This window comes from Polaromonas sp. YR568 (assembly GCF_943369675.1).
Lineage (GTDB): Bacteria > Pseudomonadota > Gammaproteobacteria > Burkholderiales > Burkholderiaceae_C > Polaromonas.
On the sequence record NZ_CALROB020000003.1, the window covers coordinates 81,627 to 108,512 of the forward strand.

Annotated in this window: 21 protein-coding genes and 1 riboswitch; of the genes, 17 read left to right on the forward strand and 4 right to left on the reverse strand. The window is 65.3% G+C overall.

What is annotated here, in order from left to right; translation table 11 throughout:
- Positions 1–29 precede the first annotated feature (29 nt).
- From ACLV8F_RS02375 to ACLV8F_RS02405, 7 genes are all read left to right on the forward strand, one after another.
- The gene (locus tag ACLV8F_RS02375) at positions 30–968 is read left to right on the forward strand and encodes a 2-hydroxyacid dehydrogenase (RefSeq protein ID WP_411882640.1); all 939 of its coding nucleotides are present in this window, start codon (positions 30–32) and stop codon (positions 966–968) included.
- Positions 969–1,011: 43 nt separating this feature from the next.
- The gene (locus ACLV8F_RS02380; protein WP_411882641.1) at positions 1,012–1,932 is read left to right on the forward strand and encodes a hydroxymethylglutaryl-CoA lyase; all 921 of its coding nucleotides are present in this window, start codon (positions 1,012–1,014) and stop codon (positions 1,930–1,932) included.
- 197 nt (positions 1,933–2,129) lie between these two features.
- Complete coding sequence (locus ACLV8F_RS02385; RefSeq protein WP_411882642.1) at positions 2,130–2,804, forward strand: YbaK/EbsC family protein; 675 nt, start codon at positions 2,130–2,132, stop codon at positions 2,802–2,804.
- Between the two features lie 34 nt (positions 2,805–2,838).
- A complete protein-coding gene (locus ACLV8F_RS02390) occupies positions 2,839–3,489 on the forward strand; it encodes a 2-hydroxychromene-2-carboxylate isomerase (RefSeq protein WP_411882643.1) in 651 nt (216 codons plus the stop codon).
- Between the two features lie 243 nt (positions 3,490–3,732).
- Complete coding sequence (locus tag ACLV8F_RS02395; RefSeq protein WP_411882644.1) at positions 3,733–5,391, forward strand: MFS transporter; 1,659 nt, start codon at positions 3,733–3,735, stop codon at positions 5,389–5,391.
- Between the two features lie 152 nt (positions 5,392–5,543).
- Positions 5,544–5,693 carry a hypothetical protein gene (locus tag ACLV8F_RS02400; protein WP_411882645.1) on the forward strand — a complete coding sequence of 50 codons (150 nt, stop codon included), beginning with the start codon at positions 5,544–5,546 and terminating at the stop codon, positions 5,691–5,693.
- A 183-nt stretch (positions 5,694–5,876) separates the two neighbouring features.
- A complete protein-coding gene (locus ACLV8F_RS02405) occupies positions 5,877–6,344 on the forward strand; it encodes a hypothetical protein (RefSeq protein ID WP_411882646.1) in 468 nt (155 codons plus the stop codon).
- Between the two features lie 211 nt (positions 6,345–6,555).
- Here the strand turns inward: ACLV8F_RS02405 and ACLV8F_RS02410 are convergent, their stop codons facing one another.
- A complete protein-coding gene (locus ACLV8F_RS02410; RefSeq protein ID WP_411882647.1) occupies positions 6,556–7,659 on the reverse strand; it encodes an ABC transporter substrate-binding protein in 1,104 nt (367 codons plus the stop codon).
- Positions 7,660–7,859: 200 nt separating this feature from the next.
- Between ACLV8F_RS02410 and uvrA the strand changes: the two genes are divergently transcribed.
- Together uvrA and ACLV8F_RS02420 are read left to right on the forward strand one after the other, a co-directional pair.
- Entirely contained in the window at positions 7,860–13,733 is a 5,874-nt protein-coding gene (gene uvrA / locus ACLV8F_RS02415; RefSeq protein ID WP_411882648.1) for an excinuclease ABC subunit UvrA, read from the forward strand.
- 173 nt (positions 13,734–13,906) lie between these two features.
- Positions 13,907–14,869: a tripartite tricarboxylate transporter substrate binding protein gene (locus ACLV8F_RS02420; RefSeq protein ID WP_411882649.1), complete on the forward strand. Its 963-nt coding sequence runs from the start codon at positions 13,907–13,909 to the stop codon at positions 14,867–14,869.
- Positions 14,870–14,967: 98 nt separating this feature from the next.
- Here ACLV8F_RS02420 and ACLV8F_RS02425 read toward each other — a convergent pair whose 3' ends face one another.
- Positions 14,968–15,537: a TetR/AcrR family transcriptional regulator gene (locus ACLV8F_RS02425; RefSeq protein WP_411882650.1), complete on the reverse strand. Its 570-nt coding sequence runs from the start codon at positions 15,535–15,537 to the stop codon at positions 14,968–14,970.
- A 103-nt stretch (positions 15,538–15,640) separates the two neighbouring features.
- Between ACLV8F_RS02425 and ACLV8F_RS02430 the strand changes: the two genes are divergently transcribed.
- Positions 15,641–16,888, forward strand: coding sequence for an MFS transporter (locus ACLV8F_RS02430; RefSeq protein WP_411882651.1), 1,248 nt, complete (start codon positions 15,641–15,643; stop codon positions 16,886–16,888).
- On the opposite strand, the gene ACLV8F_RS02435 is transcribed toward ACLV8F_RS02430, so the two are convergent.
- Positions 16,889–17,683: an HAD family hydrolase gene (locus tag ACLV8F_RS02435; RefSeq protein WP_411882652.1), complete on the reverse strand. Its 795-nt coding sequence runs from the start codon at positions 17,681–17,683 to the stop codon at positions 16,889–16,891.
- Positions 17,684–17,759: 76 nt separating this feature from the next.
- Positions 17,760–17,832, forward strand: a riboswitch (S-adenosyl-L-homocysteine riboswitch).
- Between the two features lie 102 nt (positions 17,833–17,934).
- On the opposite strand from ACLV8F_RS02435, the gene ahcY reads away from it, so the two are divergent.
- The 4 genes from ahcY to ACLV8F_RS02455 all read left to right on the forward strand — a co-directional run bounded on the left by ahcY (position 17,935) and on the right by ACLV8F_RS02455 (position 22,011).
- On the forward strand, positions 17,935–19,365 hold the full coding sequence (gene ahcY / locus ACLV8F_RS02440) for an adenosylhomocysteinase (protein ID WP_411882653.1): 1,431 nt from the start codon (positions 17,935–17,937) through the stop codon (positions 19,363–19,365).
- A gap of 123 nt (positions 19,366–19,488) precedes the next feature.
- Complete coding sequence (locus tag ACLV8F_RS02445; protein WP_411882654.1) at positions 19,489–20,532, forward strand: TlyA family RNA methyltransferase; 1,044 nt, start codon at positions 19,489–19,491, stop codon at positions 20,530–20,532.
- Between the two features lie 18 nt (positions 20,533–20,550).
- The gene (gene metF / locus ACLV8F_RS02450) at positions 20,551–21,384 is read left to right on the forward strand and encodes a methylenetetrahydrofolate reductase [NAD(P)H] (RefSeq protein ID WP_411882655.1); all 834 of its coding nucleotides are present in this window, start codon (positions 20,551–20,553) and stop codon (positions 21,382–21,384) included.
- A gap of 24 nt (positions 21,385–21,408) precedes the next feature.
- Entirely contained in the window at positions 21,409–22,011 is a 603-nt protein-coding gene (locus tag ACLV8F_RS02455) for a septal ring lytic transglycosylase RlpA family protein (protein WP_411882656.1), read from the forward strand.
- Here the strand turns inward: ACLV8F_RS02455 and ACLV8F_RS02460 are convergent.
- Complete coding sequence (locus ACLV8F_RS02460; RefSeq protein WP_411882657.1) at positions 22,008–23,405, reverse strand: methyltransferase regulatory domain-containing protein; 1,398 nt, start codon at positions 23,403–23,405, stop codon at positions 22,008–22,010. The two genes, ACLV8F_RS02455 and ACLV8F_RS02460, sit on opposite strands and share 4 nt — an antisense overlap.
- 129 nt (positions 23,406–23,534) lie before the next feature.
- On the opposite strand from ACLV8F_RS02460, the gene ACLV8F_RS02465 reads away from it, so the two are divergent.
- From ACLV8F_RS02465 to ACLV8F_RS02475, 3 genes are read left to right on the forward strand one after another with little or no spacing between them, the layout of a single operon-like run.
- Positions 23,535–24,185 (forward strand): GbsR/MarR family transcriptional regulator, encoded by a 651-nt coding sequence (locus tag ACLV8F_RS02465; RefSeq protein WP_411882658.1) that lies wholly within the window; start codon positions 23,535–23,537, stop codon positions 24,183–24,185.
- Between the two features lie 2 nt (positions 24,186–24,187).
- Positions 24,188–25,603 (forward strand): cytochrome ubiquinol oxidase subunit I, encoded by a 1,416-nt coding sequence (locus ACLV8F_RS02470; RefSeq protein WP_411882659.1) that lies wholly within the window; start codon positions 24,188–24,190, stop codon positions 25,601–25,603.
- Complete coding sequence (locus ACLV8F_RS02475; protein WP_411882660.1) at positions 25,596–26,627, forward strand: cytochrome d ubiquinol oxidase subunit II; 1,032 nt, start codon at positions 25,596–25,598, stop codon at positions 26,625–26,627. The genes ACLV8F_RS02470 and ACLV8F_RS02475 overlap by 8 nt, the downstream gene beginning before the upstream one ends.
- Positions 26,628–26,886: the final 259 nt, after the last annotated feature.

Sequence of the window (26,886 nt, forward strand, 5' to 3'; positions counted from 1 at the left end):
CTGCAAGCAGTACCAAACGGGACTTTTCCATGCGCATCAGTTTTTGCTGCTCCGACACCAAACCCCAGCCCTGGGTGGACGGCCTCAAGGCCGCCTTTCCCGATGCCGACGTGACGCTGTGGGCGGCGGGCGCGGCGCCGGCCGACTATGCGGTGGTCTGGGCGCCGCCCCAGCAGTTTTTTGACGAGCAGAAGCAGCTCAAGGGCATCTTCAACATAGGCGCGGGTGTCGATGCGCTCATGAAGCTTCGCCTGCCCGTCGGCGTGCCGGTGGTGCGGCTGGACGATGCCGGCATGTCGGCGCAGATGGCCGAGTATGTGTGCCATGCGGTGATTCGCCACTTCCGCGAGCTGGACGTTTATGAGGCCGATGTGGCCAAGGGGGTCTGGTCCTACCGCAAGCCGCGCCTGCGCAGCGAGTTCCCCATCGGCGTGATGGGCCTGGGCGTGCTCGGCGAACGTGTGAGCCTTGCGCTCGCGCAGTTTGATTTCCCGGTCAATGGCTGGAGCCGTTCGGCCAAGAAGATTGAGGGCGTGCAATGTTATTCAGGCGACGTGGGCAGCGCGGGCTTCCAGGGTTTCCTGGCGGCCAGCCGCATCCTGGTCTGCCTGCTGCCGCTGACGCCCGACACCCTGGGCATCATGAACCGCGACACGCTGTCGCGGCTGCAGCCGGGCGGCTATGTCATCAATGTCGCGCGCGGCGCCCATTTGGTGGACGAAGACCTGATCACGCTGATCGACAACGGCCATCTGGCGGGCGCGACGCTGGATGTCTTCCGCGTCGAGCCCTTGCCGGCGGACCATCCTTTCTGGAAACACCCCAAGGTCACCATCACGCCCCACACCTCGGCGCGCACCTTGCGCGAGGAAAGCATTGCCCAGATCGCCGGGAAAATTCGCAGCCTGGCAGGGGGCGCCTCAATAAGTACCCTCGCCGGTGTGGTTGACCCGAAAAAGGGATACTGACCCTGTGCGTGCGCGCGAGCACGCCATCTCCTGAAAGAGCCCCATGAAACTACCCTCCAGAGTCAAGCTTGTCGACGTAGGCCCGCGCGACGGGCTGCAGAATGAAAAAGCCCAGGTGCCGGCCGCCGTGAAGATAGAACTCGTGCACCGCCTGCAGGACGCGGGCCTGACCGAGATCGAGGTCACCAGCTATGTCTCGCCCAAGTGGGTGCCGCAGATGGCCGACAACGCCGAGGTGATGGCCGGCATCAAGCGCAAGCCCGGCGTGCGTTATTCGGTGCTGACGCCCAACATGAAGGGCTTTGAGGCCGCCATCGCGCCGCCGCGCGAACTGTGGCCCGACGAGATCGTGGTCTTCGGCGCGGCCAGCGAGGCCTTCAGCCAGAAAAACATCAACTGCTCGATTGCCGAAAGCATCGAGCGCTTCCGCCCGGTGGTCGAGGCCGCGCGCGAGAAGGGCATTTATGTGCGTGGCGCCATGTCCTGCACCGTGGGTTGTCCTTACGAGGGCGAGATCGCACCCGAGCGCGTGGACATGCTGGCCGGCCTGATGAAGGGCATAGGCGTGCAGCACGTGGGCGTGGCCGACACGATAGGTGTGGGCACACCGCTCAAGGTGCAGCGCGCGCTGGAGGCCACGCTGAAGCACTTCGACATCAACGACGTCTCGGGCCATTTCCACGACACCTACGGCCAGGCCCTGGGCAACACCCTGGCCTCGCTGCAGATGGGCATCTGGCAGTTCGACACCTCCTGCGCCGGCCTGGGCGGCTGCCCCTTTGCCAAGGGCGCGACCGGCAACGTTGCGACCGAGGACGTGGTCTACCTGCTGCACGGCATGGGCATCAGCACCGGCATAGACCTGGACAAGCTCATCGATGCGGGACAATTCATCAGCGACTTCCTGGGCCGCAAGCCGAATTCCCGCGCGGCCACCGCGCTCCTGAATAAAAGAGTGAACTGAATGTGCAATGACGTACAACCCAGCAGGGGCCGCGGAACCGGCTTTGCCGGGCCGCAGGCGCAGCGCCCCCTCGGGGGGCAGCGCATTACGCGAAGCGAAAAGCGTGGGGGCCGATGATGTGTGGTGCTGAACTGAAAGCTTTGCCTGAAGGTGTGCAACGTGTGGCGGCGGTTTTACAGGAAAGCGGCCACCCGCATATGCCGGTCATGCTCGACGACGCGGCGCGCACGGCGCAGCAGGCGGCCGACGCGCTGGGCGTGCGCCTGGGGCAGATCGCCAAGAGCATCATCTTTCGCCGCAAGTCGGACGATGCCGCCATCCTGGTCGTGACCTCGGGCGACAGGCGTGTCGACGAGCGCAAGGTGGAGGCCTTGGTCTGCCCGGACGGCAAGCGCGTGGGCCGGGCCGATGCCGAGTTCGTGAAGGCCAGGACCGGTTTCTCGATAGGCGGCGTGTCGCCGCTGGCGCATGCGACCGAAGTCGTGGTGCTGATGGACCTGAGCCTGATGCGCTTTGAAGAAGTCTGGGCCGCGGCCGGCCACCCGCATGCGGTGTTCAGGCTGATGCCGCAGGAACTGGAGCTGCTGACCGGCGCGCCCGTGGTCGACGTGGCCGTGGACCTGGACGCGGAACACATCGCGCGCGAGCAGGCGATTGAACAGGTGACGGCGCGCGGCCGCACGGTCGAGGCCGCGGGCGACGTGGTGCCTTCGCCCTGCATCTCGGTGTGCCGCATCAATGCCGAAAGCGGCCTGTGCGAAGGCTGCTTCCGCACGCTGGGTGAGATTTCCGGCTGGGCCCGTTCCGGCCCCGAGGTGCAGCGCGAACTCTGGCGCACCATAGGCCAGCGCATGGCGGCCGTGCGGACTTAAAAAACAAAACAAAAAACGGAACGGGAGAGGGACCATGAAGCACATCACTTTTTACCTCGACTTCATCTCGCCCTACGCCTACCTCGCGTTCGAGCATTTGCCCGAAGCGCTCCAGGGCCTGAGCTACAGCGTGAGCTACCGGCCCGTGCTGTTTGCCGCCATGCTCAAGCACCACGGGCAACTCGGCCCGGCGGAAGTCGCACCCAAGCGCGACTGGACTTACCGGCAGGCGCTGTGGCATGCGCACAGCAAGGGCATCGCCATGCAGATGCCGGCCAGCCACCCCTTCAATCCCTTGCCGCTGTTGCGCCTGGCGGCCGCCTGTGGTTTGCCCACGGACCCGGCAAGCACGAACCGCTATGTGTGCGAAACCCTGTTCCGCCACGTCTGGCAGGGCGGCGCCGAGGCTGGCGATGCACAGCGGCTGGCCGCGCTCGCGGCGCTGCTGGCGCCGCAGCAGCACCTGAACGCCGACGAAGCGAAAGCGCAGCTGAAAAAAAACACCGACGAAGCCATTGCGCTCAACATCTTCGGTGTGCCCGCGATGGAAGTCGACGGCAAAATTTTCTGGGGCTTCGACGCGCTGCCCATGCTGCGCGAATACCTGCTGGGCAACGCCTGGTTTGAGGGCGAAGGCTGGAATGGCGTGAGCCAGGTGGCAGTGGGCATTTCGCGCAAGGCCTGAGCGCGTAAGCGCGCGTATGGCCGCGTAAGCAAATTTTTTCGGTGGCGTAAGAAGGTTCTACGCGTTTTCCCGGAGAGGCTTCGCATGCTGAAAAGTTTCTCAAGGGTTTCCCCTTGAGTTGTCAGCCACGCATAAGTTTCACGCAAGCTCCTGTTATTTTCACGTCAGAGCTAGGTCAGGGACTCCAAAAATAATGGGGGTAGCTTCCATACCGGAAGCCTCACTATTTGGAGACAAAACATCATGTCAACAGCCGTCGACAACAGACCCATGAGCGCTGAGCAGAAGAAGGTGATCTTCGCCTCCTCGCTCGGCACGGTATTCGAGTGGTACGACTTCTACCTCTACGGTTCACTGGCCGCCATCATCGCCAAGCAGTTCTTCAGCGGACTGGACGCCGGCTCGGCCTTCATCTTCGCGCTGCTCGCGTTCGCCGCCGGTTTCATCGTGCGGCCCTTCGGCGCGCTGGTGTTCGGCCGCCTGGGCGACATGATCGGCCGCAAGTACACCTTCCTGGTCACCATCGTGATCATGGGCCTGTCGACCTTCATCGTGGGCCTGCTGCCCAACTACGCATCCATCGGCGTTGCCGCTCCGGTGATCCTGATCGCGCTGCGCATGCTGCAAGGCCTGGCGCTGGGCGGTGAGTACGGCGGCGCTGCCGTCTACGTGGCAGAGCACGCGCCGCATCACAAGCGCGGCGCCTACACCTCCTGGATCCAGACCACGGCCACGCTGGGCCTGTTCCTGAGCCTGCTGGTGATCCTCGGCGTGCGCACCGCCATGGGCGAGGCCGCCTTCGCCGACTGGGGCTGGCGCATTCCGTTCATCGTCTCCATCCTGCTGCTGGCCGTGTCGGTCTACATCCGTCTGTCGATGAATGAATCCCCCGCCTTCCAGAAGATGAAGGCCGAAGGCAAGACCTCCAAGGCGCCGCTGTCCGAGTCCTTCGGCCAGTGGAAGAACCTGAAGATCGTGATCCTGGCGCTCGTCGGCCTGACCGCCGGCCAGGCCGTGGTCTGGTACTCGGGCCAGTTCTACGCGCTGTTCTTCCTGACGCAGGCGCTCAAGGTCGATGGCCCCACGGCCAACATCCTGGTGGCTTACTCGCTGATCCTGGGCACGCCTTTCTTCGTGATCTTCGGCACGCTGTCCGACAAGATCGGCCGCAAGCCCATCATCATGGCAGGCTGCCTGCTGGCCGTGGTCACCTACTTCCCGGTGTTCACCGCACTGACCAAGGCCGCCAACCCCGACCTCGCCGCCGCGCAAGCCAAGAACAAGGTGATCGTGACCGCCGACCCGAACGAATGCTCGTTCCAGTTCAACCCGACCGGCACCTCCAAGTTCACCAGCTCCTGCGACATCGCCAAGCAGGTGCTGGCAGGCGCTTCGGTGAGCTATGACAACGTCGCCGCACCGGCGGGCACCGTCGCCACCATCAAGATCGGTGAGACCGCGATCCCGAGCTACACGGCCAAAGGCCTGAGCGCCGACGACGCCAAGAAGAAGGACGCCGAGTTCAAGAAACTCGTGGCGGACGACCTGAAGACCGCCGGCTACCCGAGCAAGGCCGACCCGGCCAAGATCGACAAGGTCATGGTCACGGCCATCCTGTTCTACCTGGTGCTGCTGGTGACCATGGTCTACGGCCCGATCGCCGCCATGCTGGTGGAACTGTTCCCGACCCGCATCCGCTACACCTCGATGAGCCTGCCGTACCACATCGGCAACGGCTGGTTCGGCGGCCTGCTGCCGACGACGGCCTTCGCCATCGTCGCGCAGACCGGCAATATGTACAACGGCCTCTGGTACCCGATCATCATCGCCGGTGTGACCTTCATCGTCGGCACGCTGTTCATCCGCGAAACCAAGGACGTGGACATCTACGCCAAGGACTGATCGCGCTGATCGCCGGCACGGGCCGCTGCCCGCACCGGCATCACCGGGCCCAAGGGCCTGGTGATAAATTTTTCGATACTTGTGATATTTGCGGGCCCTCGTCATTCATGTGCCGGGGGCTTTTTTTTGGACTTTTTCAGGAGAAAAGAAAGATGTGGAAACTCGTGCTCGGATTTATCGTGATCGCAGGCCTGGCCCTGTACCTGCTGAACAAGGGCGGGGACATCGACATGGGCGGTGAAAAACACGGCGCGCTGCAGGCGCCTCTCACGGCCGCGGCCTTGCCGGCGCCCCGCGGCTGAACCCGGCCTGGCGCCCGTGCCTGGCATTCCAGTTGCAGACGCCGCCTCTGCCTGCCCCGAAACAGGTGCATTGGCGGCGGAAATGGGTTAAATTGAATCGGGGGCAACAAAAAAGTATTAACAAATGTCTCGCGCTAAGCACAGCTGGGGGTTTTACCCGGCGTATTTACTGGAGACCAGCCGATGATTTACACCAAGACGGAATTAGGGCAATCCGCATTTCAGGACCGTTCCATTCCGCTGACGCCGAAGCAACGCTCTGCGTTCATCATGTTTGACGGCAAACGCAGCCTGGAAGAGGTGGTCAAGGCCACCGCTGGCCTGGGCGTCACACCCGAAGATTTCGGCCACCTGATCAGCCTGGGCATGCTGGCGCCGGCCGCGGCGCAAGGGCCTGCACCCGCCGCCTCAGCACCCGTGTCCGCGCAGAATGCCGACGGTTCGCCCACGCTGACCGCGCAGGAACATTATTCAAGGGCCTACCCCATCGCCACCCGGCTCACGGCCGGCCTGGGACTGCGGGGCTTCCGGCTCAACCTCGCGGTGGAAGCCGCCGGCGACATCGACAAGCTCAAGGAACTGGCGCCCAAGATCAAGGAAGCCGTGGGCCCCGAGAAGTTCAGGGAACTCGAAAACGCGCTCTACTTCTGAGCCAACCGCACGGCCCGACGGCCTGACGCCGCGAGGTCTGCGAATCCACAAGCAGGGGCCGCGAACCGGCTCTGCCGGGCGCAAGGCACCTGTCCCCCTGGGGGAGGTGACGCTACACGAAGTGAGCGTCGGCAGGGGGGGGCGAATCCACAAGGCGCCTGTCCCCCCTTGGGGGAGGTGACGCTACACGCAGTGAGCGTCGGCAGGGGGGCTACCTTTTAAACTTACCGTCGGTGCCGATGATGGAAAGGTCGGCGAAGTCCAGGCCGGTGTGGTCTTCGGGGCTGTAGCTGACTTCCAGCCCGCCGATGTCGAGCTTGCGCAGGCCTTCGAGCGCCGCCTGGAGTTTTTCACGCGTGGGCTTGGCGCCGGCGCGGCGCAAGCCCTCCACCAGCACCTTGGCGGCGGCAAAGCCCTCCAGCATGGCCGGGCTGACTTCGTTCAGGCCCTTGGCCTTGGCCAGTTCCTGCGCTTCCTTCACCATCGGGAAAGCGATGGAGCGCTCATAGGGGAAGACCTGGGTCACGATGACGCCGCGCGCGTTCTCGCCCAGGCTTTTCACAAAGCCGCCCGAGGCATTGTTGGACAGCGTGACGATCTGCGCCGTGGAGCCGACCGCGCGGAAGGCCTTGATGGCATCGACCACGGCCTGGCCCGAGGCCACCATGATGAGGGCCTGCGCGTTGGACTGGGCGACCTTGGGGGCGATGGGCCCGAAGTCGGGTTTGGCGCGGTCGAATTTTTCCAGGACGGCGGGTTGCAGCTTGGCCGTGGCCAGGCCTTTTTGCGCGCCCATGACGCCGTCGGCACCGAAGCTGTCGTCGGCATACACGATGCCGATGCGGGTGATGCCCATGGAGTTGAGATGGGTCACCGCTTTTTCGGCTTCACGCTGGTAGGTGGCACGCACGTTGAACACGTACTTCTTGACCGGCTGGTGCAGCACCATGGCGCCGGTGGACGGGCCTATCAGCGGCACGCCGTTTTTGTCGAGTATGGGGATGATGGCCTCGGTGTGCGGCGTGCCGCGGTTGAGGAACAGCGCCAGCACGTTTTGCTCTTCCACCAGCTTGCGGGCGTTTTCCGCCGCGAGCTTGGGGTCGAACTTGTCGTCGAGCGAAATCAGTTCTATCTTCTGGCCGCCCACGCCGCCCTTGGCATTGACGGCGTCGATGTAGAGCTTGGCGCCGTCGGTGGTTTCCTTGACGCCGGCGCCCACGGGGCCGGTGAAGCCCGCGGTCTGCCCGATCAGGATTTGCGCGTGGCTCAGCTGGCTCATGGCCGCGATCGCGATGGCCGCGAACAAGCAGTTCATTTTTCTCATGCACTCTCTCCTTGATGAATCAACCCAGACCTCCCGAGTTAAACATAAACGTGTGAAAACTGCGAGATGGAAAACCAGAATTCGCCCTGATTGGCGCAGCCAAACCCGGTAAAAAGGCCATTAATCCCTACGCCATGCTGTGCCGGGTGCTTTGCCTAGAATGTTTGACCTCTTCAGGAAAGACCGCACTCATGTCCCAGGGAACCATCCGCATCCGCGGCGCGCGCCAGCACAACCTTAAAAACATCGACCTCGACATCCGCACCGGTGAAATGACGGTGGTCACCGGCCCCAGCGGCTCGGGCAAGTCCTCCCTGGTGTTTGACACCCTGTTCGCCGAAGGCCAGCGCCGTTACGTGGAAACCTTCTCGGCCTATGCGCGGCAGTTCCTGGACCGCATGGACAAGCCGGCCGTCGACAAGGTGGAGGGCGTGCCGCCCGCCATCGCCATCGACCAGACCAACCCGGTGCGCAGCTCGCGCTCCACCGTGGGCACCATGACGGAGCTCAACGACCACCTGAAGCTGCTCTACGCCCGCGCGGCGCAGCTGTTCGACAGGCAGACCGCGCAGAACGTGCGCCACGACACGCCCGAATCGATCTACGCTGAGATCATGGCGCGCACCAAAGTGGGTGATCCGCGCGTGGTGCTGACCTTCCCGGTCGAGCTGCCGGGCAACACCAGCGCCGAGCAGGTCGAGCAGTGGCTGTCGGTCAGCGGCTTCACGCGCGTGCATGCCCAGCGCGACGTCGCCACGCCGGCCGGCCCGCACAAGCTGCTGGACGTGGTGGCCGACCGCTTTCGCGCCCACGCGGTGGAAAAATCCCGCGTGATGGATGCGATTGAGACGGCACTCAAGCGCGGCGGACGGCTCAATGTTTATGTGCAGCACGCCGAGGATGGACAACCGGATGTGATGTGGCGCTTCTCGACGGGCCTGCATTGCCCCGACAGCGACCTGCGTTACACCAACCCCACGCCCTCGCTGTTTTCCTTCAACTCGGCCATGGGCGCCTGCGAAACCTGCCGCGGCTTCGGCCGCGTGATCGGCGTCGACTACGGCCTGGTGATCCCCAACGACAAGCTGACTCTGCGCGCCGGCGCCATCAAGACCATACAGACCCCCGCCTGGAAGGAAGCGCAGGACGACTTGATGCGCCACGCCGAGGCCGCGGGCATCCCGCGCGACACGCCCTGGTACAAGCTCACGCCGGCGCAGCAGGGCTGGGTGATCAACGGCATGCCGGGCTACAAGGATGGCAACTGGAACAAGCAGTGGTACGGCATCAAGCGCTTCTTCGAGTACCTCGAAAGCAAGGCCTACAAGATGCACATCCGCGTGCTGCTGTCCAAGTACCGCAGCTACACGCCTTGCGAAACCTGCGGCGGCGCGCGCCTCAAGCTCGAGTCGCTGCTCTGGCGCCTGGGCTCCAAAGAGGCCGCCGATGCGGTGCTGCCGCCAAGCCTGCGCTTCATACCGGTGGGCGTGCAGTGGAGCCGCGAGCAGCTCGAAGCCCTGCCGGGCCTGGCGCTGCACGACCTGATGCGCCTGCCCATAGACCGGCTGCGGCAGTTCTTCAGCGGCCTCTCGCTCGATGTGATGGGCGACGACGCCGAACTGCAGGCGCTCAAGTCGCTGTTCGAGGAAATCCAGACGCGCGTGAAATACCTGTGCGACGTCGGCATCGGCTACCTCACGCTGGACCGGCAAAGCCGCACGCTGTCGGGCGGCGAGGTGCAGCGCATCAACCTCACGACGGCGCTGGGCACCTCGCTGGTCAACACGCTGTTTGTGCTGGACGAGCCTTCCATTGGCCTGCACCCGCGCGACATGAACCGCATCACCCAGGCCATGCACCGCCTGCGCGACGCGGGCAACACGCTGGTGGTGGTTGAGCACGACCCGGCCGTCATGCTGGCGGCCGACCGCCTGATCGACATGGGCCCGGGCCCCGGCGAGAAGGGCGGCCAGATCGTGTTCGACGGCACGCCCGACGACATCAAACATGCCGACACGCTGACCGGCGCCTACCTCGGCTCGCGCAAGCAGGTGGGCATGGGCTTCAAGCGCGCGGTGACCGACAACACGCCGCGCCTCATCCTCGAAGGCGCGCGCGACCACAACCTGAAAAACCTCACGGTGGACTTCCCGCTGCAGCGCCTGGTCTGCGTGACCGGCGTCAGCGGCTCCGGCAAGTCCACGCTGATGCAGGACATCCTGGCACCGGCGCTGCTGCGCCAGTTCGGCAAGGCGACCGAAACGCCGGGCCTGCACGATCGCCTGATGGGCGCCGACCACCTGACCGACGTGGTGTTCGTCGACCAGTCGCCCATCGGCAAGACGGCGCGCTCCAACCCGGCCAGCTACGTGGGCGCCTGGGACGCGGTGCGCGATTTGTTCGCGCTGGCGCCGCTGGCGAAACAGCGCAGCTACACCGCCACCAAGTTCAGCTTCAACAACGGCGACGGGCGCTGCCCGACCTGCGGCGGCTCGGGCTTCGAGCACGTCGAGATGCAGTTCCTGAGCGACGTCTACCTGCGCTGCCCCGACTGCGACGGCAAGCGTTACCGCGCCGAAATCCTGGAAGTGACGATTGAACGCAAGGCGATAGGCGACCTCAAGCCGCGCCTGCTCAATGTGTCCGACGTGCTGAACCTGACGGTCAGCGAGGCGATTGCCCTCTTCGCGCAAGACCGCGAGGTGGTGCGCGCGCTGCAGCCCATCGTCGACGTGGGCCTGGAATACGTGAAGCTGGGCCAGCCCGTGCCGACGCTGTCGGGCGGCGAGGCGCAGCGCCTGAAGCTTGCGGGTTTCCTGGCCAACGCCAGCAAGACCACCAGCGCCAGCAAGCAGGCGCTGGCGCTCAGGCAGCCCGGCCGCGGCACGCTGTTCCTGTTCGACGAGCCGACCACCGGCCTGCACTTCGACGACATCGCCAAGCTGATGCGCGCGTTGCGCAAGCTGCTGGAAGCCGGCCACTCGCTGATCGTGATCGAGCACAACCTCGACGTGATCCGCTCGGCCGACTGGCTGATCGACCTGGGGCCTGAAGGCGGCGAGGCCGGCGGCCTGCTGGTGGCCCAGGGCACGCCCGAAGAGGTGCGCCAGCACCCGACTTCGCACACGGCGCTTGCGCTGCGCGAGTACGAACAGGCCATGGGCAAGGTGCACGGCGTCGAAGAGTCGCGGCCCAAGGTGTGGGCCACGCGCCCGGCCTTCTCCAACCTGATCCAGATCGTCAATGCGAAAGAGAACAACCTCAAGAGTTTGTCGGTCGATATCCCGCGCGGCAAGTTCAATGTGGTGACCGGCGTGTCGGGATCCGGCAAGTCCACGCTGGCCTTCGACATCCTGTTCAACGAAGGGCAGCGCCGGTACCTCGAATCACTGAACGCCTACGCGCGCAGCATCGTGCAGCCGGCGGGCCGGCCCGAGGTCGATGCTGTTTACGGCATCCCGCCCACCGTCGCCATCGAGCAGCGCCTGTCGCGCGGCGGGCGCAAGTCCACCGTGGGCACGACGACCGAGGTCTGGCATTTCCTGCGCCTGCTGTACGTGAAGCTGGGCATACAGCACTGCACCAAGGACGGCGCGGCCGTGATGCCGCAAAGCCCCGAGAGCATCGCCGCGCAGCTGATCAAGACCTACCGCGGCCAGCACATCGGCCTGCTGGCGCCGCTGGTGATCGCGCGCAAGGGTGTCTATACCGAGCTGGCCGACTGGGCGCGCCCGCGCGGCTACACCCACCTGCGCATCGACGGCGAGTTTTTACCGACCACCGGCTTTCCGCGCATTGACCGCTTCAAGGAACACACGGTCGAGCTGCCGATTGCCGACATCCATGTCTCGCCCGACAACGAGGCCGCGCTGCGTTCCGCGCTGGCGACAGCGCTGGAGCATGGCAAGGGCGTGGTCCACGTGCTGGCGCCGCTGGATGGTTTGCGCGGCGCGATGATGGCCGGCGCGAGCGCCAAAAACATCGGCAAGCTGATCGCGTTTTCGACCAAGCGCGCCTGCCCGGTCTGCGCCACCTCGTATGCCGAGCTCGACCCGCGCCTCTTCAGCTACAACAGCAAACACGGCTGGTGCCCCGACTGCGTGGGCACCGGCGTCAAGCTCACCAAGGAACAGCGCAAGGTCTTTGACGACTCGGTCATGGACGACGACAACAAGGGCCGCGAGCAGAGTTTTGCCGAGCCCGAGGTCGAAGACGTGGCCGGCACCGCCTGCCCGACCTGCGAAGGCACACGCCTCAACGCCACGGCCCGCGCGGTGAAGTTTGCCGGCGTCGGCATTGCCGACATCGCGGCGCTGTCGGTGACCGACGTGCGGCGCTGGGTCGAAAAACTCGCGCTGCTGGGCCGCGAGGCCGGCATCGCGCGCGACCTGATCCCCGAAATCAAGAGCCGCCTCGAATTCCTCGAAGACGTGGGCCTGGGCTACCTCACACTGGACCGCGGTGCGCCCACGCTTTCGGGCGGCGAGGCGCAGCGCATCCGGCTGGCGGCGCAGCTGGGCTCCAACCTGCAGGGCGTTTGTTATGTGCTGGACGAGCCGACCATAGGCCTGCACCCGCGCGACAACCAGATTTTGCTGAGCGCGCTGGGCAAGCTCAGCGACCGCGGCAATACGCTGGTGGTGGTCGAGCATGACGAGGACACGATTCGCCGCGCCGACAACATCATCGACATCGGCCCCGGCGCGGGCAAGCGCGGCGGCACGCTGGTGGCGCAGGGCACGGCGGCGCAGCTGTCGGCCGTGCCGGAATCGCTGACGGGCCGCTACCTGGCGAACCCGCTGATCCACCCGCTGCAGCTGCGGCGCGAAACCAGCAAGGGCGCGGCGCCGGCGGCCGTGGTGGCGGAGGCCGTCACCGACGCCGATGCCAAGCCTGTGAGCAAACAGAAGGCGGCCCTGCTCAAGGCCGCGGCGCTGAAAGCCGCCGCGGCCAGCGCCAGCAAGTTGCACAACGCCGCACCCGCGGCCGCCAGCAAATTCACCTCCTGGCTCACGGTGGTCAATGCCGACCTGCACAACCTCAAGGACGTCTCGGTCACCGTGCCGCTGTACCGCCTGGTGGCGGTGACGGGCGTGTCGGGCTCCGGCAAGTCGACGCTGGCGCGCGACGTGCTGCTGACCAATGTGCATGCCGGCGTGATGCAGCGATCCACCAAGGCCGGGCGCGACGCCGACGACAAGGGCAAGACGCCGGATTGGACAGGCTGCGAACGCATCGAAGGCTATGCGGCGGTGGACCGCGTGCTCGAAGTCGACCAGACGCCCATCGGCAAAACGCCGCGCTCCTGCCCGGCCACCTACATCGGCTTCTGGGACACCATACGCAAGCTCTTCGCCGACACGCTGGAAGCACGCGCGCGCGGCTACAGCGCCGGGCGTTTTTCCTTCAATACCGGCGAAGGCCGCTGCCCGACCTGCGAAGGCGCGGGCGTGCGCACCATAGGCATGAGCTTTTTGCCCGACGTGAAGGTGCTCTGCGAAACCTGCCACGGCGCGCGCTTCAACCCCGAAACCCAGGCCGTGACCTGGCGCGGCAAGAACATCGGCGACGTGCTGAAGATGGAAGTGGATGAGGCGGTGGACTTCTTCGCCTCCATGCCCAACATCAGCCACCCGCTGCAGCTGCTCAAAGACGTGGGCCTGGGCTACCTCACGCTGGGCCAGCCCTCACCGACGCTGTCGGGCGGCGAGGCGCAGCGCATCAAGCTGGTGACGGAACTCAGCAAGGTGCGCGACGACATCACACGCCGCGGCCAGAAGGCGCCGCACACGCTGTACGTGCTGGACGAGCCCACGGTGGGCCTGCACATGGCCGACGTCGAAAAGCTGATCCACGTGCTGCACCGCCTGGTCAACGGCGGCCACAGCGTGGTCGTGATCGAACACGACCTGGACGTGATCGCCGAAGCCGACTGGGTGATAGACCTGGGCCCGGACGGCGGCAATGCCGGCGGGCGCGTGGTGGCGTCTGCGCCGCCTGAGGCGGTGGTCAAGCTGGGGACGCACACGGGTAATGCCTTGAGGAGCGTGCTGGCCAGAGTGTGAAGTTGAGCGGGAGTTGTTCCAAATATTCGTCGAATGTGTGCATTCGACGAAGAAATGGAACATACAAACCCTGACACAAACGCGACAGCCCTTCAGGTGTTGCCCTGATGCGGCACCGCCGGGCGGCACGCATGATGTGGGCTGCCGCCCGCCACCTGTTCAGGAGACATGCCATGCAACGCCGCCCCTTTTTGCACACCGCCGCCGCCTTCGCCCTGATCGCCGCCGCGGCCATGCCGGCCCAGGCGCAGACCTTTCCCGTCAAACCCATCAAGCTGGTGATCGCCTTCCCGGCGGGCGGGCCGACCGACATCACCATGCGCTCGCTGGCCGACAACGCATCCAAAATCCTGGGCCAGACCGTGGTGGTGGAGAACAAGCCCGGCGCGGGCGGCACCCTGCCGGCGCAGCAGCTGCAAAGCGCGGCCGCCGACGGCTACACGCTGGCGCAGATTCCGCTGGGCGTGTTTCGCCTGGGCTACACCACCAGGATCAACTGGGACCCGGTCAAGGACATCAGCTATGTGATCAACGTGACGGGCTACGCCTTCGGCATCGTGGTGCCGGCCGACAGCCCGCTCAAGACCTGGGCCGACTTTGTGGCTTATGCCAAGGCGAATCCCGGCAAGCTCACGTACGGCTCCACCGGCACGCTGACCAGCCCGCACCTGACGACCGAACTGATCGCGCAAAAGGCCGGCATCGAGTTGCAGCACGTACCTTACAAGGGCAGCGCGGATTTGATGCTGGCGCTGGTCAGCGGCCAGCTGATGGCGGGCGCCGACAGCACGGGTTTTGCGCCGCAGGTCGAGGCCGGCAAGCTGCGCGTGCTCAACACCTGGGGTGAGAAGCGGCTGGACAAATTCCCGAATGCGCCCACGCTGAAAGAGCTGGGATACGACATGGTGCAGAACTCGCCCTTCGGCATAGGCGCGCCCAAGGGCACACCGCCCGAGGTGGTGAAGCGTTTGCACGATGCCTTCAAGAAGGCGATGGAAGAACCCAGTTATGTGGCCGCCCTGGCCCGCTACGACATGCTGCCCAATTACCTGAGTTCGGCCGACTACACGAAGTTCGCGCAGGACACGGTTGGCCGGGAGAAGGTGCTCATCGACAAGCTCGGGTTGAATAAATAAGCACACCCCTATCGGGGCTCACTGCGTGTAGCCCCTTTTCCCCTTGCAGGGGACGGCGCTAGCGGCCCGGCGAAGCCGGTTCCGCGGCCCCTGCTGGATTAGACCGGACCGGCCAACATGAACAGTTCGTCGGCGAGTTGCTCCGCCATGGCCGGCTCCACGCCGGCGCCAAAAATCAGCCGGTAAATGATGGGCGCCATCATGTGGTCCAGCACCTGCTGCACGCTGGGGCTGGCGTCACCCCGCGCTTTAGCGCGGTTCACCAGCACGGTCGCTTCGTTGCGGCGGTTTTTCAGGCAGTTGGTTTCTTCCGAGCCGGCCAGCGCAGCCGCCGCCTTCAGCAGCGAGGCGTTGCCGGGCTTGTTGAGGTGGGTGATCAGCTCTTGCGCCCAGGCCGTGAGTTCGGCTTTCAAATCGCCGGTTTCGGGCAGGGGCCGGTCCGGGTCCAGGCGCCGGGTCGCGGTTTCGTCGAGCAGGCCGTTCACGTCGCCCCAGCGCCGGTAAATGCTGGAGGCGCTGACGCCGGCGCGCTCGGCCACGGCCGGCACGGTGACTTTGTCACGGCCCTCCTGGGCAATCAGTTCTTCCAGCGCCTTGCGGACCACGGCCTGGACCTGGGCGCTGCGGCCGCCGGGACGTTTGGCTTGGGGTGTCACAGAAGTGTTCATGGGCCGATCTTAGCTTAAAGCAACGATGTTTGCGTTAATTAAAAAACCGGCGTAGAATTCACAAACGCAAATAAATTCGCTTTAAGAAAGTCGAGCGTTTCCCATGACCGCCTCCACCGCCGCCCCTTCACAATCCCCTGCCGCCGCCGCCCGCTGGCGCCTGCCTGCCACGGCTGCCTTCCCGCTGCTGGCCATCCTGCTGTTCGCCTTCTTCGTGGCGGGCAGCGCGCCTTCGCCGCTGTTTGTCGTGTTCCAGCAGCAGTGGGGCTTTTCGCCGGCGCTGCTGACGGTGGCGTTTGCGATTTATGCGATTGCGCTGCTGGTCTCGCTGCTGGTGGCCGGTTCGCTCTCCGACCATATCGGCCGCCGGCCCGTGGTGTTTACCGCCTTGCTGTTGCAGGCCGGCGCGATGCTGACCTTTTTGCTGGCAGAGAGCATCAACGGCATCATCGCCGCGCGCATTGTGCAGGGCATTGCGACCGGCATGGTCAGCGGCGCGCTGACGGCGGCGGTGGTGGAAGCCGCGCCGACCGCGCAAAAACGGCTGGGCGCGATGATAGGCAGCGTTTCGCCGCTGGCGGGGCTGGCCGTGGGCGCGCTGCTGACCGGTGTTGCCGTGCAGTACGCGCTGCACCCGGTGCCGCTGGTGTTCGGCGTGCTGGCGGCCATCTGTGTCATCGGCGCGGTGGCCACGTTGTTTCTGCCTGAAAGCGTCACGCCACGCCCCGGCGCGCTGGCCTCGCTGGTGCCGCGCATTTCGGTGCCGGTGCAGGCGCGTGCCGAATTCGTGCGCGGCGTGCCCACCATGGTGGCCGTCTGGTCCTTCGCGGGGCTTTACCTCTCGCTGGTGCCCTCGGTGCTGCAGCAGATCTTCGGCATCCACAACGGCATCGTCAACGGCCTGGCGATTGCGGCCTTCTTCGGCCTCGGCTCTGTTGCGCCCACCTTGCTGAAAAGCCTGCCGCCCGTGCGCATGAGCGCCCTGGGTATGGGCTTGCTGGCCGTGGGCGCCGGCCTGGTGGCCGTGTCGCTGGCCACGCATTCGGTGGCCTTGTTCTTCGTGGGCACGGCGCTGTCCGGTTTCGGCGGCGGCTCGGCCTTCTCGGCGCAGGTGCAGACGCTCGCGCCCCTCGCCCAGCCGCAGCAACGCGCCGAGCTGTTCGCCGCGCTGTATGCCACCAGCTACCTCGCCTTCAGCGTGCCCGCCATGCTGGCCGGCCGGCTGATCGCGCCGCTGGGTTTGCCGGCGACGGTGGAGGGCTATGCCGCCCTGGTGCTGGTGGTGGCCGCGCTGGGCGCATGGTTGCGCTGGACTTCGCTGCGCCGCGCGGGCACGCCGGCTGTTAACTAATTAATCCAGCAAGGCGCGGACCACTTCGGTGAAACCCGCGCCGCGCTCGCCGCGCGTCACATAACGCGGCAGGTGTGCCAGCCGCGGCACAAAACGCGCGATGTTGGCCACGCCCACGCTGTTGGCAAAGGTCTTGAACATCAGCTGGTCGTTGGTCGAATCGCCAACATAAACCCATTGGTCCATTTCGGCATCCAGGTCGCGCTGCCAGAGCTGGCGAACAATCCAGCGCGCGCCTTCGAGCTTGTTGTGGTCGCCGTACCAGCCGTTGATGTGGATGCTGCTCACGGTGGCATGCATGCCTTCGCTTTTCATGAGGGCCACCACGGCGGCGACCTGCGCGTCGCTGAGCTGCGTGAACTCGCTGTGGTCGATGGCGATGTCGGTCTCGCGGCCCGGTGAATCGGTGGCGCGGTGCGCGCCCGGCAATTCGCGTTCAATGCGCGCCAGCACGGCCTGCATGCGGGCGAAGTTGGCGCCGCGGGTGGCAGCATCCTGCTGGTAGATTTTGGACAGCGGCCGCGGCGCGGCGCTTGCGGCATCCGGCAGCAGCGCCACGGCGCCGTTTTCCGCCACGATGGCATCGACCGGCCAGCGCGCCGCGAAAGGCTCGCTCCAGCCGACCGGGCGGCCGGTGATGGCCACAATCTTCATCCCGGCGGCTTTTAATGCACCCAAAGCCTCCAGCGCATCGGCGGTGATTTCACCTTCCGTAGTCAGTGTGTCGTCGATGTCGGTGAAGATGCCGGTGACGGCTTGGCGTTGCGCGGCGGGCCAGTGCTCTAGTTCTTGCATGGTGAAATTCTCGCATGGCCCCGGACGGGGCTTTTCACGAACTGGGCAAGCCCGGGCGGCTTGGGTACAATGGCTGCTTCCTGAGGAGCGTTGCAAGCCACACCACGTGGACCAGGCTCAGGACTTCATTGCAACCACGCTCACCCGCATGTGCTGTCTCAAGCCGGGTGAATGACTGAATTCCCCCTCACCTTGAATGCCGCATGCCCGTGGCGATTTTGCCCAGTTACGTTTGATTTTTGGAGAACCGTATGAGCGCCGTCTTGAAGCCTTCCACCGACCACATCATTGCCGACATCTCGCTTGCCGCCTGGGGCCGCAAGGAACTGAACATCGCCCAGACCGAAATGCCGGGCCTGATGGCCATCCGCGAAGAGTTCGCGAAGGCGCAGCCGCTCAAGGGCGCGCGCATCACGGGTTCGCTGCACATGACCATCCAGACCGGCGTGCTGATCGAAACCCTGCAGGCCCTGGGCGCCGACGTGCGCTGGGCTTCGTGCAACATTTTCTCGACGCAGGACCACGCCGCCGCCGCGATCGCCGCCGCCGGCACGCCGGTGTTCGCCATCAAGGGCGAAACCCTGGCCGATTACTGGGACTACACCCACCGCATCTTCGAATTCAGCGGCGCCAAGGGCACGCCTGAAGAAGGCCCCAACATGATCCTGGACGACGGCGGCGACGCAACGCTGCTGATGCACCTGGGCACCAAAGCCGAAAAAGACGCCAGCCTGATCTCCAAGCCGACCAGCGAAGAAGAAATCTGCCTGTTCAACTCGATCAAGGCCAAGCTCGCGCAAGACCCGACCTGGTACAGCCGCCGCCTGAAGAACATCATCGGCGTGACCGAAGAAACCACCACCGGCGTGCTGCGCCTCAATGAAATGTCGGCCAAGGGCACGCTGGCCCTGCGCGCCATCAACGTGAACGACTCGGTGACCAAGTCCAAGTTCGACAACCTCTACGGCTGCCGCGAATCGCTGGTCGACGCCATCAAGCGCGCCACCGACGTGATGGTGGCCGGCAAGGTCGCGCTCGTGGCCGGCTACGGCGACGTGGGCAAGGGTTCGGCGCAGGCGCTGCGCGCGCTGTCCGCACAAGTGTGGGTGACCGAGATCGACCCGATCAACGCCCTGCAGGCCGCGATGGAAGGTTACAAGGTCGTGACCATGGAATACGCCGCCGACAAGGCCGACATTTTTGTGTCCGCCACCGGCAACAAGAACGTCATCACCTACGACCACATGGCGAAGATGAAAGACCAGGCCATCGTCTGCAACATCGGCCACTTCGACAATGAGATCGACGTCGCCGCGCTGGAAAAATGCACCTGGGAAGAGATCAAGCCGCAAGTCGACCACGTGATCTTCCCGGACGGCAAGCGCATCATCCTGCTGGCCAAGGGCCGCCTCGTGAACCTCGGCTGCGGCACCGGCCACCCGAGCTTCGTGATGTCGTCCAGCTTCGCCAACCAGACCATCGCGCAGATCGAGCTGTTCACCAAGCAGGCCGCTTACGAAGTGGGCAAGGTTTACGTGCTGCCCAAGCACCTCGACGAAAAGGTCGCGCGCTTGCACCTGAAGAAGGTCGGCGCGATGCTGACCGAGCTGAGCGACGAGCAGGCTGCGTATATCGGCGTGTCGAAAGCCGGCCCTTACAAGGCAAATACCTACCGCTACTAATTAGCGGCGGCTGGTATTCCTCCCTCTCCCCAAAGGGAGAGGGAGCAAGACAAGCCCCCCTGGGCAAGATACAAGGACTCCGCCTGAATGATTTCAGGTGAGAGGCCCATTCCATGGAGCTACATGCGCGCTGACCTCTTCCTCGTCGACCACGGCCATGCCGCCACCCGTTCGCAGGCCCAGCGCCTGATTGCCTCGGGCGTGCAGTGGCGCGCGGAAGACGGGGCGCCCTGGAAGAAGGTCGCGAAGAACGGCGACGAGATTCCGGTGGGCGCCGAGCTGCAACTGCTGGACACCACCGAAGCCAAGTACATCTCGCGCGGCGGGCTCAAGCTTGAAGGCGCGCTCAAGGCCACCGGGCTCAGCGTGGCCGGCCTGCGTTGCCTGGACGTCGGCCAGTCTACCGGCGGCTTCACCGACTGCCTGCTGCAGCACGGCGCCGTGCAGGTGGTGGGCGTCGACGTGGGCCACGGCCAGTTGCATCCCAGCCTGCGCGAGGACCCGCGCGTGGTCTGCATCGAAGGCGTGAATGCGCGGTCAATGACGGCGGCGGATCTGGTGGCCGGCCATGCGGGTGACACCGGCGACGCGGACTTCGGCGATGACTTCGATGACGAAGAGTCGGACGAAGACGGCCCGGCCGTTGAAGCAAACTTCGACTTCCTGACCGGCGACCTGTCTTTCATCTCGCTCACGCTGGTGTTGCCCGCGGTAGTGCGCCTGCTCAAGCCCGGCGGCGATTTGCTGATGCTGGTCAAGCCGCAGTTTGAACTGCAGCCCGGCCAGATCGGCAAGGGCGGCATCGTGCGCGATGCCGCGCATTTCGAATTTGTGGAAAAGCGTTTGCGGGACGCCTGCGCGGCGCTGGGGCTGGAAGTCAAAGCGTGGCTGGCCTCGCCGATCGAAGGCGGCGACGGTAACCGCGAGTTCTTCATCCAGGCGGTCAAGGGCCAGGACGTGGCAGGCGAAGACCAGCCGCTGCCGGCCGCGCCGCAGCGCAAGGTCGCCAAGCGCGTGCCGCGCGCCGAAATGCGCGCCGCCCGCGCGCCGCACGAAGACTCCGAACTCGCGCATGCCGGCCAACCCGGGCCGGCGCGCGGCAAGCGGCGCGACAAGAAAACCAGTACTGACGATTCAGCGACGAATAACGACGATAACGACGAATAACGACGAGTGAGATCCGAGATGAACCTGCCCCTCAGCTTTGAATTTTTCCCGCCCAAGACGCCTGAAGGCGCGGCCAAACTGCGTGTGGCGCGCCAGGCGCTGTATGCGCACAAGCCCGAGTTCTGCTCGGTCACCTTCGGCGCCGGCGGCTCGACGCAAGACGGCACTTTCGGCACGGTGAAGGAAATCCTCGATGAAGGCGTGGCTGCGGCCAGCCATTTCTCCTGCGTGGGCGCGACCAAGGCCACGGTGCGCGAGCAGCTGGCCACGCTGCGCGCCATGGGCGTCAAGCGCCTGGTGGCGCTGCGCGGCGACCTGCCCAGCGGCTACGGCGCGGGCGGTGAGTTCCATTACGCGAGCGACCTGGTGGCCTTCATCCGCGAGGAAACCGGCGACGCCTTCCATATTGAAGTGGCGGCCTACCCCGAGATCCACCCCCAGGCCAAATCGGCTGACGCCGACCTGCAGGCCTTCGTCAAAAAGGTCAAGGCCGGCGCCGACTCGGCCATCACGCAGTACTTCTTCAATCCCGACGCCTACTTCCGCTTCGTCGACGACGCGCAGGCCCTGGGTGTGGACCTGCCCATCGTGCCCGGCATCATGCCGATCACGAGCTCCACGCAGCTGATGCGTTTTTCCGATGCCTGCGGCGCCGAGATTCCGCGCTGGATACGCCTGCGCCTGCAGGGCTTCGGCGACGACACGGCCTCCATCAAGAGCTTCGGCCTGGACGTGATCACCGGCCTGTGCGAGCAGCTGTATGCGGCGGGTGTGCCGGGCATCCATTTCTACACGATGAACCAGGCCGCCACGACGACCGAAATCATCCGGCGGCTGCAGCAGCGCGCCTGAACCCGGCCAGCCATGCGGCAGGGTGTGATCCAGTTTGCGCGAGTCGCCGGCGCGGCGGCTTTGATCGCCTTGCTGGCGGCGTGCACGACGGCGCCTCCCGCCGCATCTCCCAGCCCCCGCGCCGCCGCGCCCCGGCCCACCATGGCGCCGCCACATGACGCGCCCGGCCAGGCTGTCGATGAAGTGCCGGCACCCGTATCCCTGGCCGAACGTCCGCGCCCCGAGTTGCTGGGCGGCGAAGTGCCGCGCGAGTTCCAGCGCGGCACGGCCTCCTGGTACGGCCCGCGCTTTAACGGCAGGCGCACGGCCAGCGGCGAGCGTTTTGACATGCGCGAGTTCACCGCCGCCCACCGCACCTTGCCCTTCGGCACCCTGGTGCGCGTGCACAGCCTGGTCAACGGCCGCGACGTGGACGTGCGCATCACCGACCGCGGCCCCTACGCCGGCAACCGCATCATCGACCTGAGCCGCGCCGCGGCCGAAGAGCTGGGCATGCTGGGCCTTGGCTTCAAGGAAGTGGTGCTGATGGTGCCGGAGTCCACACCCGAGGTGGACGTGGCGCCGCCGCTGCCGGCCAGGAAGCGCCCGCCGCCCGTGAGGCGCGCGGCCTCGCCCCGCCTGCGCTAGACCAGCAAGCCGAAGCGCCGCAGGCGCTCCAGCAAATAGCCGTCTTGCTCGACATCCGCAGCAGCGCCTTTTTGCAGGCGCAGCAGCAGTTCATGCTCGGCGGCGTCCAGCTTCACCGGCTGATGCCAGACATTGCAGGCGAAGTCCGGTAGCAGCGCCGCGGCAGGGTAAGGGCGCACCCGGCCGTCCGCCACGCTGGCCGCCGATGCACAGGCCACCGGCCTGCGCACGTAGCGCACACGGCCGGTGATGATCAGCTCTTCCACGCAGGCCGCCACAGCCGGCGGCGCAGCGGCGGCGCACAGTTCGGCGAAGGAGAGGGTCGCCGGAAAGGCGGCGTCAAGCGCGGCGTGCACGGCCGCGGCCGCCGGAGATGCCGCCTCACCGCGCTTGCCCGCCTGCGTTTGCGGGTCTTCGCCCCACGCGTAGTGCAGCTTTTCCATGTGCCGTGCGTCGAGCCGGTACTGCACGGCCGGTTTCTCGCCGGCATGGATCAGCAGGCTCTGGCGAAACCCGCGGTTGGTGAGGAAGTCGAGGTACTGCTCCATCAGCACCTGGTCGCTGCCGGCCTCTTTCAGCAAGGGCTCGGCCACCTGCGCACCGTGGTTGCCCACAAACATGGTCTGGGGCTCGGCGTCACCCAGGTAATCCAGCCCCTGCGCGCGGGCCGAGGCGACGAAGTCGCGGAAATACAGGGGCTGGTTGCAGTGCTCCAGGAACTCATGCATCAGGTAGGTCGGCCCGGCGGACTGAATGGTGGGCATCACTTCATCGAGCGCCTTGCGCAGCAGGCCGCCCTCGGGCGAGGTCTGCACCAGGAAGTCCAGCATGCCGCGCGCGTAAGCCAGCCTGTCAGCGGGCGCGGTGTGCGCTTCGGCGCGAAACAGCATGGCGTCGCGCACGATCTCGCGCGCCTTCCATCCGGGGTAGGTGTTGTAGCTGATGTAAGCGATGCCGCCGGGCGACAGGTGTGTGCTGCAAATGCGCAGGATGGCCTGCCGCACCGGGTCCGGCACCCAGCTGAACACGCCGTGGCAAATGATGTAGTCGAAACTGCCCAGCGACGCGTCTACGTCTTCCAGGTTCATCCGGCGCAGTTCGAGGTTGGTGATGCCCAGCTGCCGCACGCGCGCCAGCCCTTGTTCAATCTGCACTGCCGACAAGTCGAGGCCAAGTACCTGGGCGTGCGGATGGCGCAACCCAAACGGGATGATGTTGCCGCCGGCGGCGCAACCCAGTTCCAGTACGCGCGCGTTGGCGGGCGGTGTGGGCGCCAGGCCAAACAAGGTGGCCACCGCTTCCAGGTGCTCGGGCGCCGATTGCGGAAACGGGTGCGACGCGTAAGGCACTTCGTCGTAGCTTTGCTGGAGCAGGGCGGTCAGGTGCTGGGACATGGGCCGCATTGTGCCCGCGGCACCCGGGCAGCCGATAGGGTCAATGAAAGACAGGTAGCGGAAATTGCCTCAATTTATTAGAATTTCAGTAATTCCTGAAAATTCAATAAACCAAAAAGGCCCAGCGCCATGAATCTCGCCCCCCTGACCCAGCGTTTTGTCCTGCATTTCGGTGAAATGGGCAGCCGTTGGGGCATCAACCGCACTGTCGGGCAGATTTATGCCCTGCTGTATGTCTCGCCGCGTGCCCTGAATGCAGACGACATCGGCGAGGCGCTGGCGTTTTCGCGCTCCAACGTCAGCATGGGCCTGAAGGAACTGCAGTCGTGGAACCTGGTGCGCCTGCAGCACCTGCCCAATGACAGGCGCGAATACTTCCAGGCGCCTGAAGACGTCTGGGCCATCTTTCGCACGCTGGCCGAGGAGCGCCGCAAGCGCGAGATCGACCCGACGCTGTCGATGTTGCGCGATGCGCTGATGGAGCAGCCCGCGCATGCGGACGACATCCACGCCCAGCAGCGCATGAAGCAGATGCACGACCTGATCGAGCTGATGACGGGCTGGCTGGCCGACGTGCAGAAGATGGATTCGGCCACGCTGGTCAGCCTCATGAAGATGGGCGCCAAGGTGCAGAAGCTGCTGGAGATGAAGGACAAGGTCGCGAGCACCATGAAGGCCGGTTTGACAGGCCGCGCCGCATCCCCCACAGTGGCAGCGAAAGCTTCCCGCGCCGAACCTGCGGCACTGCCTGCCGATCTTCCCGATGACACCAGGAGTTGACGATGGACGGACTTGACGCATTCCTGTTGGCCCGCATCCAGTTCGCGGCCAACATCACCTTTCACATCCTGTTCCCGACCATCAGCATCTCGCTGGGCTGGGTACTGCTGTACTTCAAGCTGCGCTTCGTCAAAAGCCAGGACCAGTACTGGATGGACGCCTACCAGTTCTGGGTGAAGATTTTTGCGCTGACCTTCGCGCTGGGCGTGGTCAGCGGCATCACCATGAGCTTCCAGTTCGGCACCAACTGGCCCGGCTATATGCAGAAGGTCGGCAACATCGCCGGGCCGCTGCTGGCCTACGAGGTGCTGACGGCCTTCTTCCTGGAGGCCACCATGCTGGGCGTGATGCTGTTCGCGCGCGAACGCGTCAGCGAAACCATGCACACCGTGGCCACCCTGCTGGTGGCGGGCGGCACCACGCTGTCGGCCTTCTGGATCCTGGCGCTCAATTCGTGGATGCAGACGCCGGCGGGTTTTGAAATGATCAACGGCCAGGCGCATGTGACGAGCTGGTTCGAGGTGATCTTCAATCCTTCCTTCCCATACCGGCTGGTGCACATGCTGCTGGCCTCGGGACTCACGGTGGCTTTTCTGGTGGCGGGGATCTCGGCCTACCGCTGGCTGCGCAATGACCGCGGCGCCGAAGTGATGGCCGGTCTGAAGACCGGTATCTATATGGCCGCGATGCTGATCCCGCTGCAGATCGTCGCGGGCGACCTGCACGGCCTCAACACGCTGGAGCACCAACCGGCCAAGCTGGCCGCGATGGAAGGCATCTGGAAAACCGAAAAAGGCGTGCCCGCCGTGCTGTTCGCGCTGCCGGATGAAAAGGCCAAGACCAACCGTTATGAGATCGCGATCCCCAAGCTGGCATCGCTTTACCTCACGCATTCGATGGACGGCGAGGTCAAGGGCCTGGACCAGTTCGAAGGCAAGCACCCGCCGGTGGCGCCGGTGTTCTGGGCCTTCCGCATCATGGTGGGCGTGGGCATGCTGATGCTGCTGGTCAGCTGGGCCAGCGTGCTGCAGCTCGCGCCGTGGAAGAAAGACCCTGCGCGCACCCTCACGGTGTGGCATGCGCGCCTGCTGGTGGCCATGACTTTTGCGGGCTGGATCGCGCTGGTCGCGGGCTGGTACGTGACCGAAATCGGCCGGCAACCCTGGCTGGTGACGGGCGTGCTGACGGCGGCCGATGCGGCCTCGAAGGTGCCGGCACCGCGCATCGCGCTGACGCTGACGCTGTACCTGGTGCTCTATGCGGTGCTGCTTGCGTCGTATATCTCTGTGGTGTTTTACCTGGCGCGGCACAAGAAGCATGCCGACAAGCCCTTCGGCGACGACGGCACCGCGGGCGAGACCGAGAAGGAACTCAACGTCGTGAACTACCCCGAGAAGGAAGGAGCTCCCAATGCTTGATCTTGCCCCCGACCTGACGCAAGCCGCCGGCTGGATGCCCATCGTTTTCCTGGTGGTGATGGGCCTGGCGATGCTGGCCTACGTGATCCTGGACGGCTACGACCTCGGCGTGGGCGTGCTGATGCGCCGCGCCAGCGACGACGACAAGGACACCATGATCGCCAGCATCGGCCCCTTCTGGGACGCCAATGAAACCTGGTTGGTGCTAGGTGTGGGCATCCTCCTCACGGTGTTCCCGATGGCGCACGGCGTCATCCTGGGCGCGCTGTATTTGCCGGTGGCTTTCATGCTGATAGGCCTCACGCTGCGCGGCGTGGCCTTTGACTTCCGGGTGAAGGCGCGCGCCAGCCACAAGCCGCTGTGGAACCGCATGTTCTACACCGGCTCGCTGCTGGCGAGCTGGTCGCAGGGCTATATGCTGGGTTCGCTGATCACGGGTTTTGCCAGCACCTGGTGGACCATCGTGTTCAACGCGGTGATCGGCCTGGCACTGGTGGCGGCTTATTGCCTGCTGGGCGCGGGCTGGCTCATCATCAAGTCCGAAGGCGAGCTGCAGCTGCGCGCGGTGCGCTGGGCGCGCGCCAGCCTGTGGTTCACCATGGCCGGCGTGGCGGCGATCTCGATCGCCACGCCGCTGGTCAGCCCGACGATTTTTGCCAAATGGTTTTCTTTCCCCAACATCGTGCTGCTGATCCCGATTCCCGCGGCCACGGCGGTGCTCTTTGCCGTGATCTTCCGCAGCCTGCAGCGCCTGCCGGTGCGGCTGGCGCAAGGCAATGAGTACGGCGCCTGGGTGCCCTTCGGCGCCACGGTGGGTGTTTTCCTGCTGGCCTTCTACGGCCTGGCTTACAGCCTGTTCCCGTGGCTGGTGATCGACAGCCTGGACATCTGGAAAGCGGCCGCCTCGCCCGAGGCCATGGGCGTGATCCTGGCGGGGGCCGCGGTGGTGTTGCCGATGATCGTTGGCTACACCATCTTTGCCTATCGCGTGTTCTGGGGCAAGAGTACTGCGCTCAAATATTAGCCCCCACGCTCCCCACTGCGTGTGGTTCTCGAGGCCTTGCAGGCCGCGGCTCGCGAGACGCTTCGCCTCTGTCGCCTGTCCAAAGCTGCGCGGGCAGCTTTGGAGCCGCAGGCTCCAGCCCCTCCGGGGTGCTGCGCCTGCGGCCCGGCAAAGCCGGTTCCGCGGCTCATGCTGGTTGAAGAGTTCGGGGTGCACTACCAGTGGGGGGCCGCAGGACTGGCTTTGCCAGACCGCAGGCGCCGCCCCCTTGAAGGTGGAA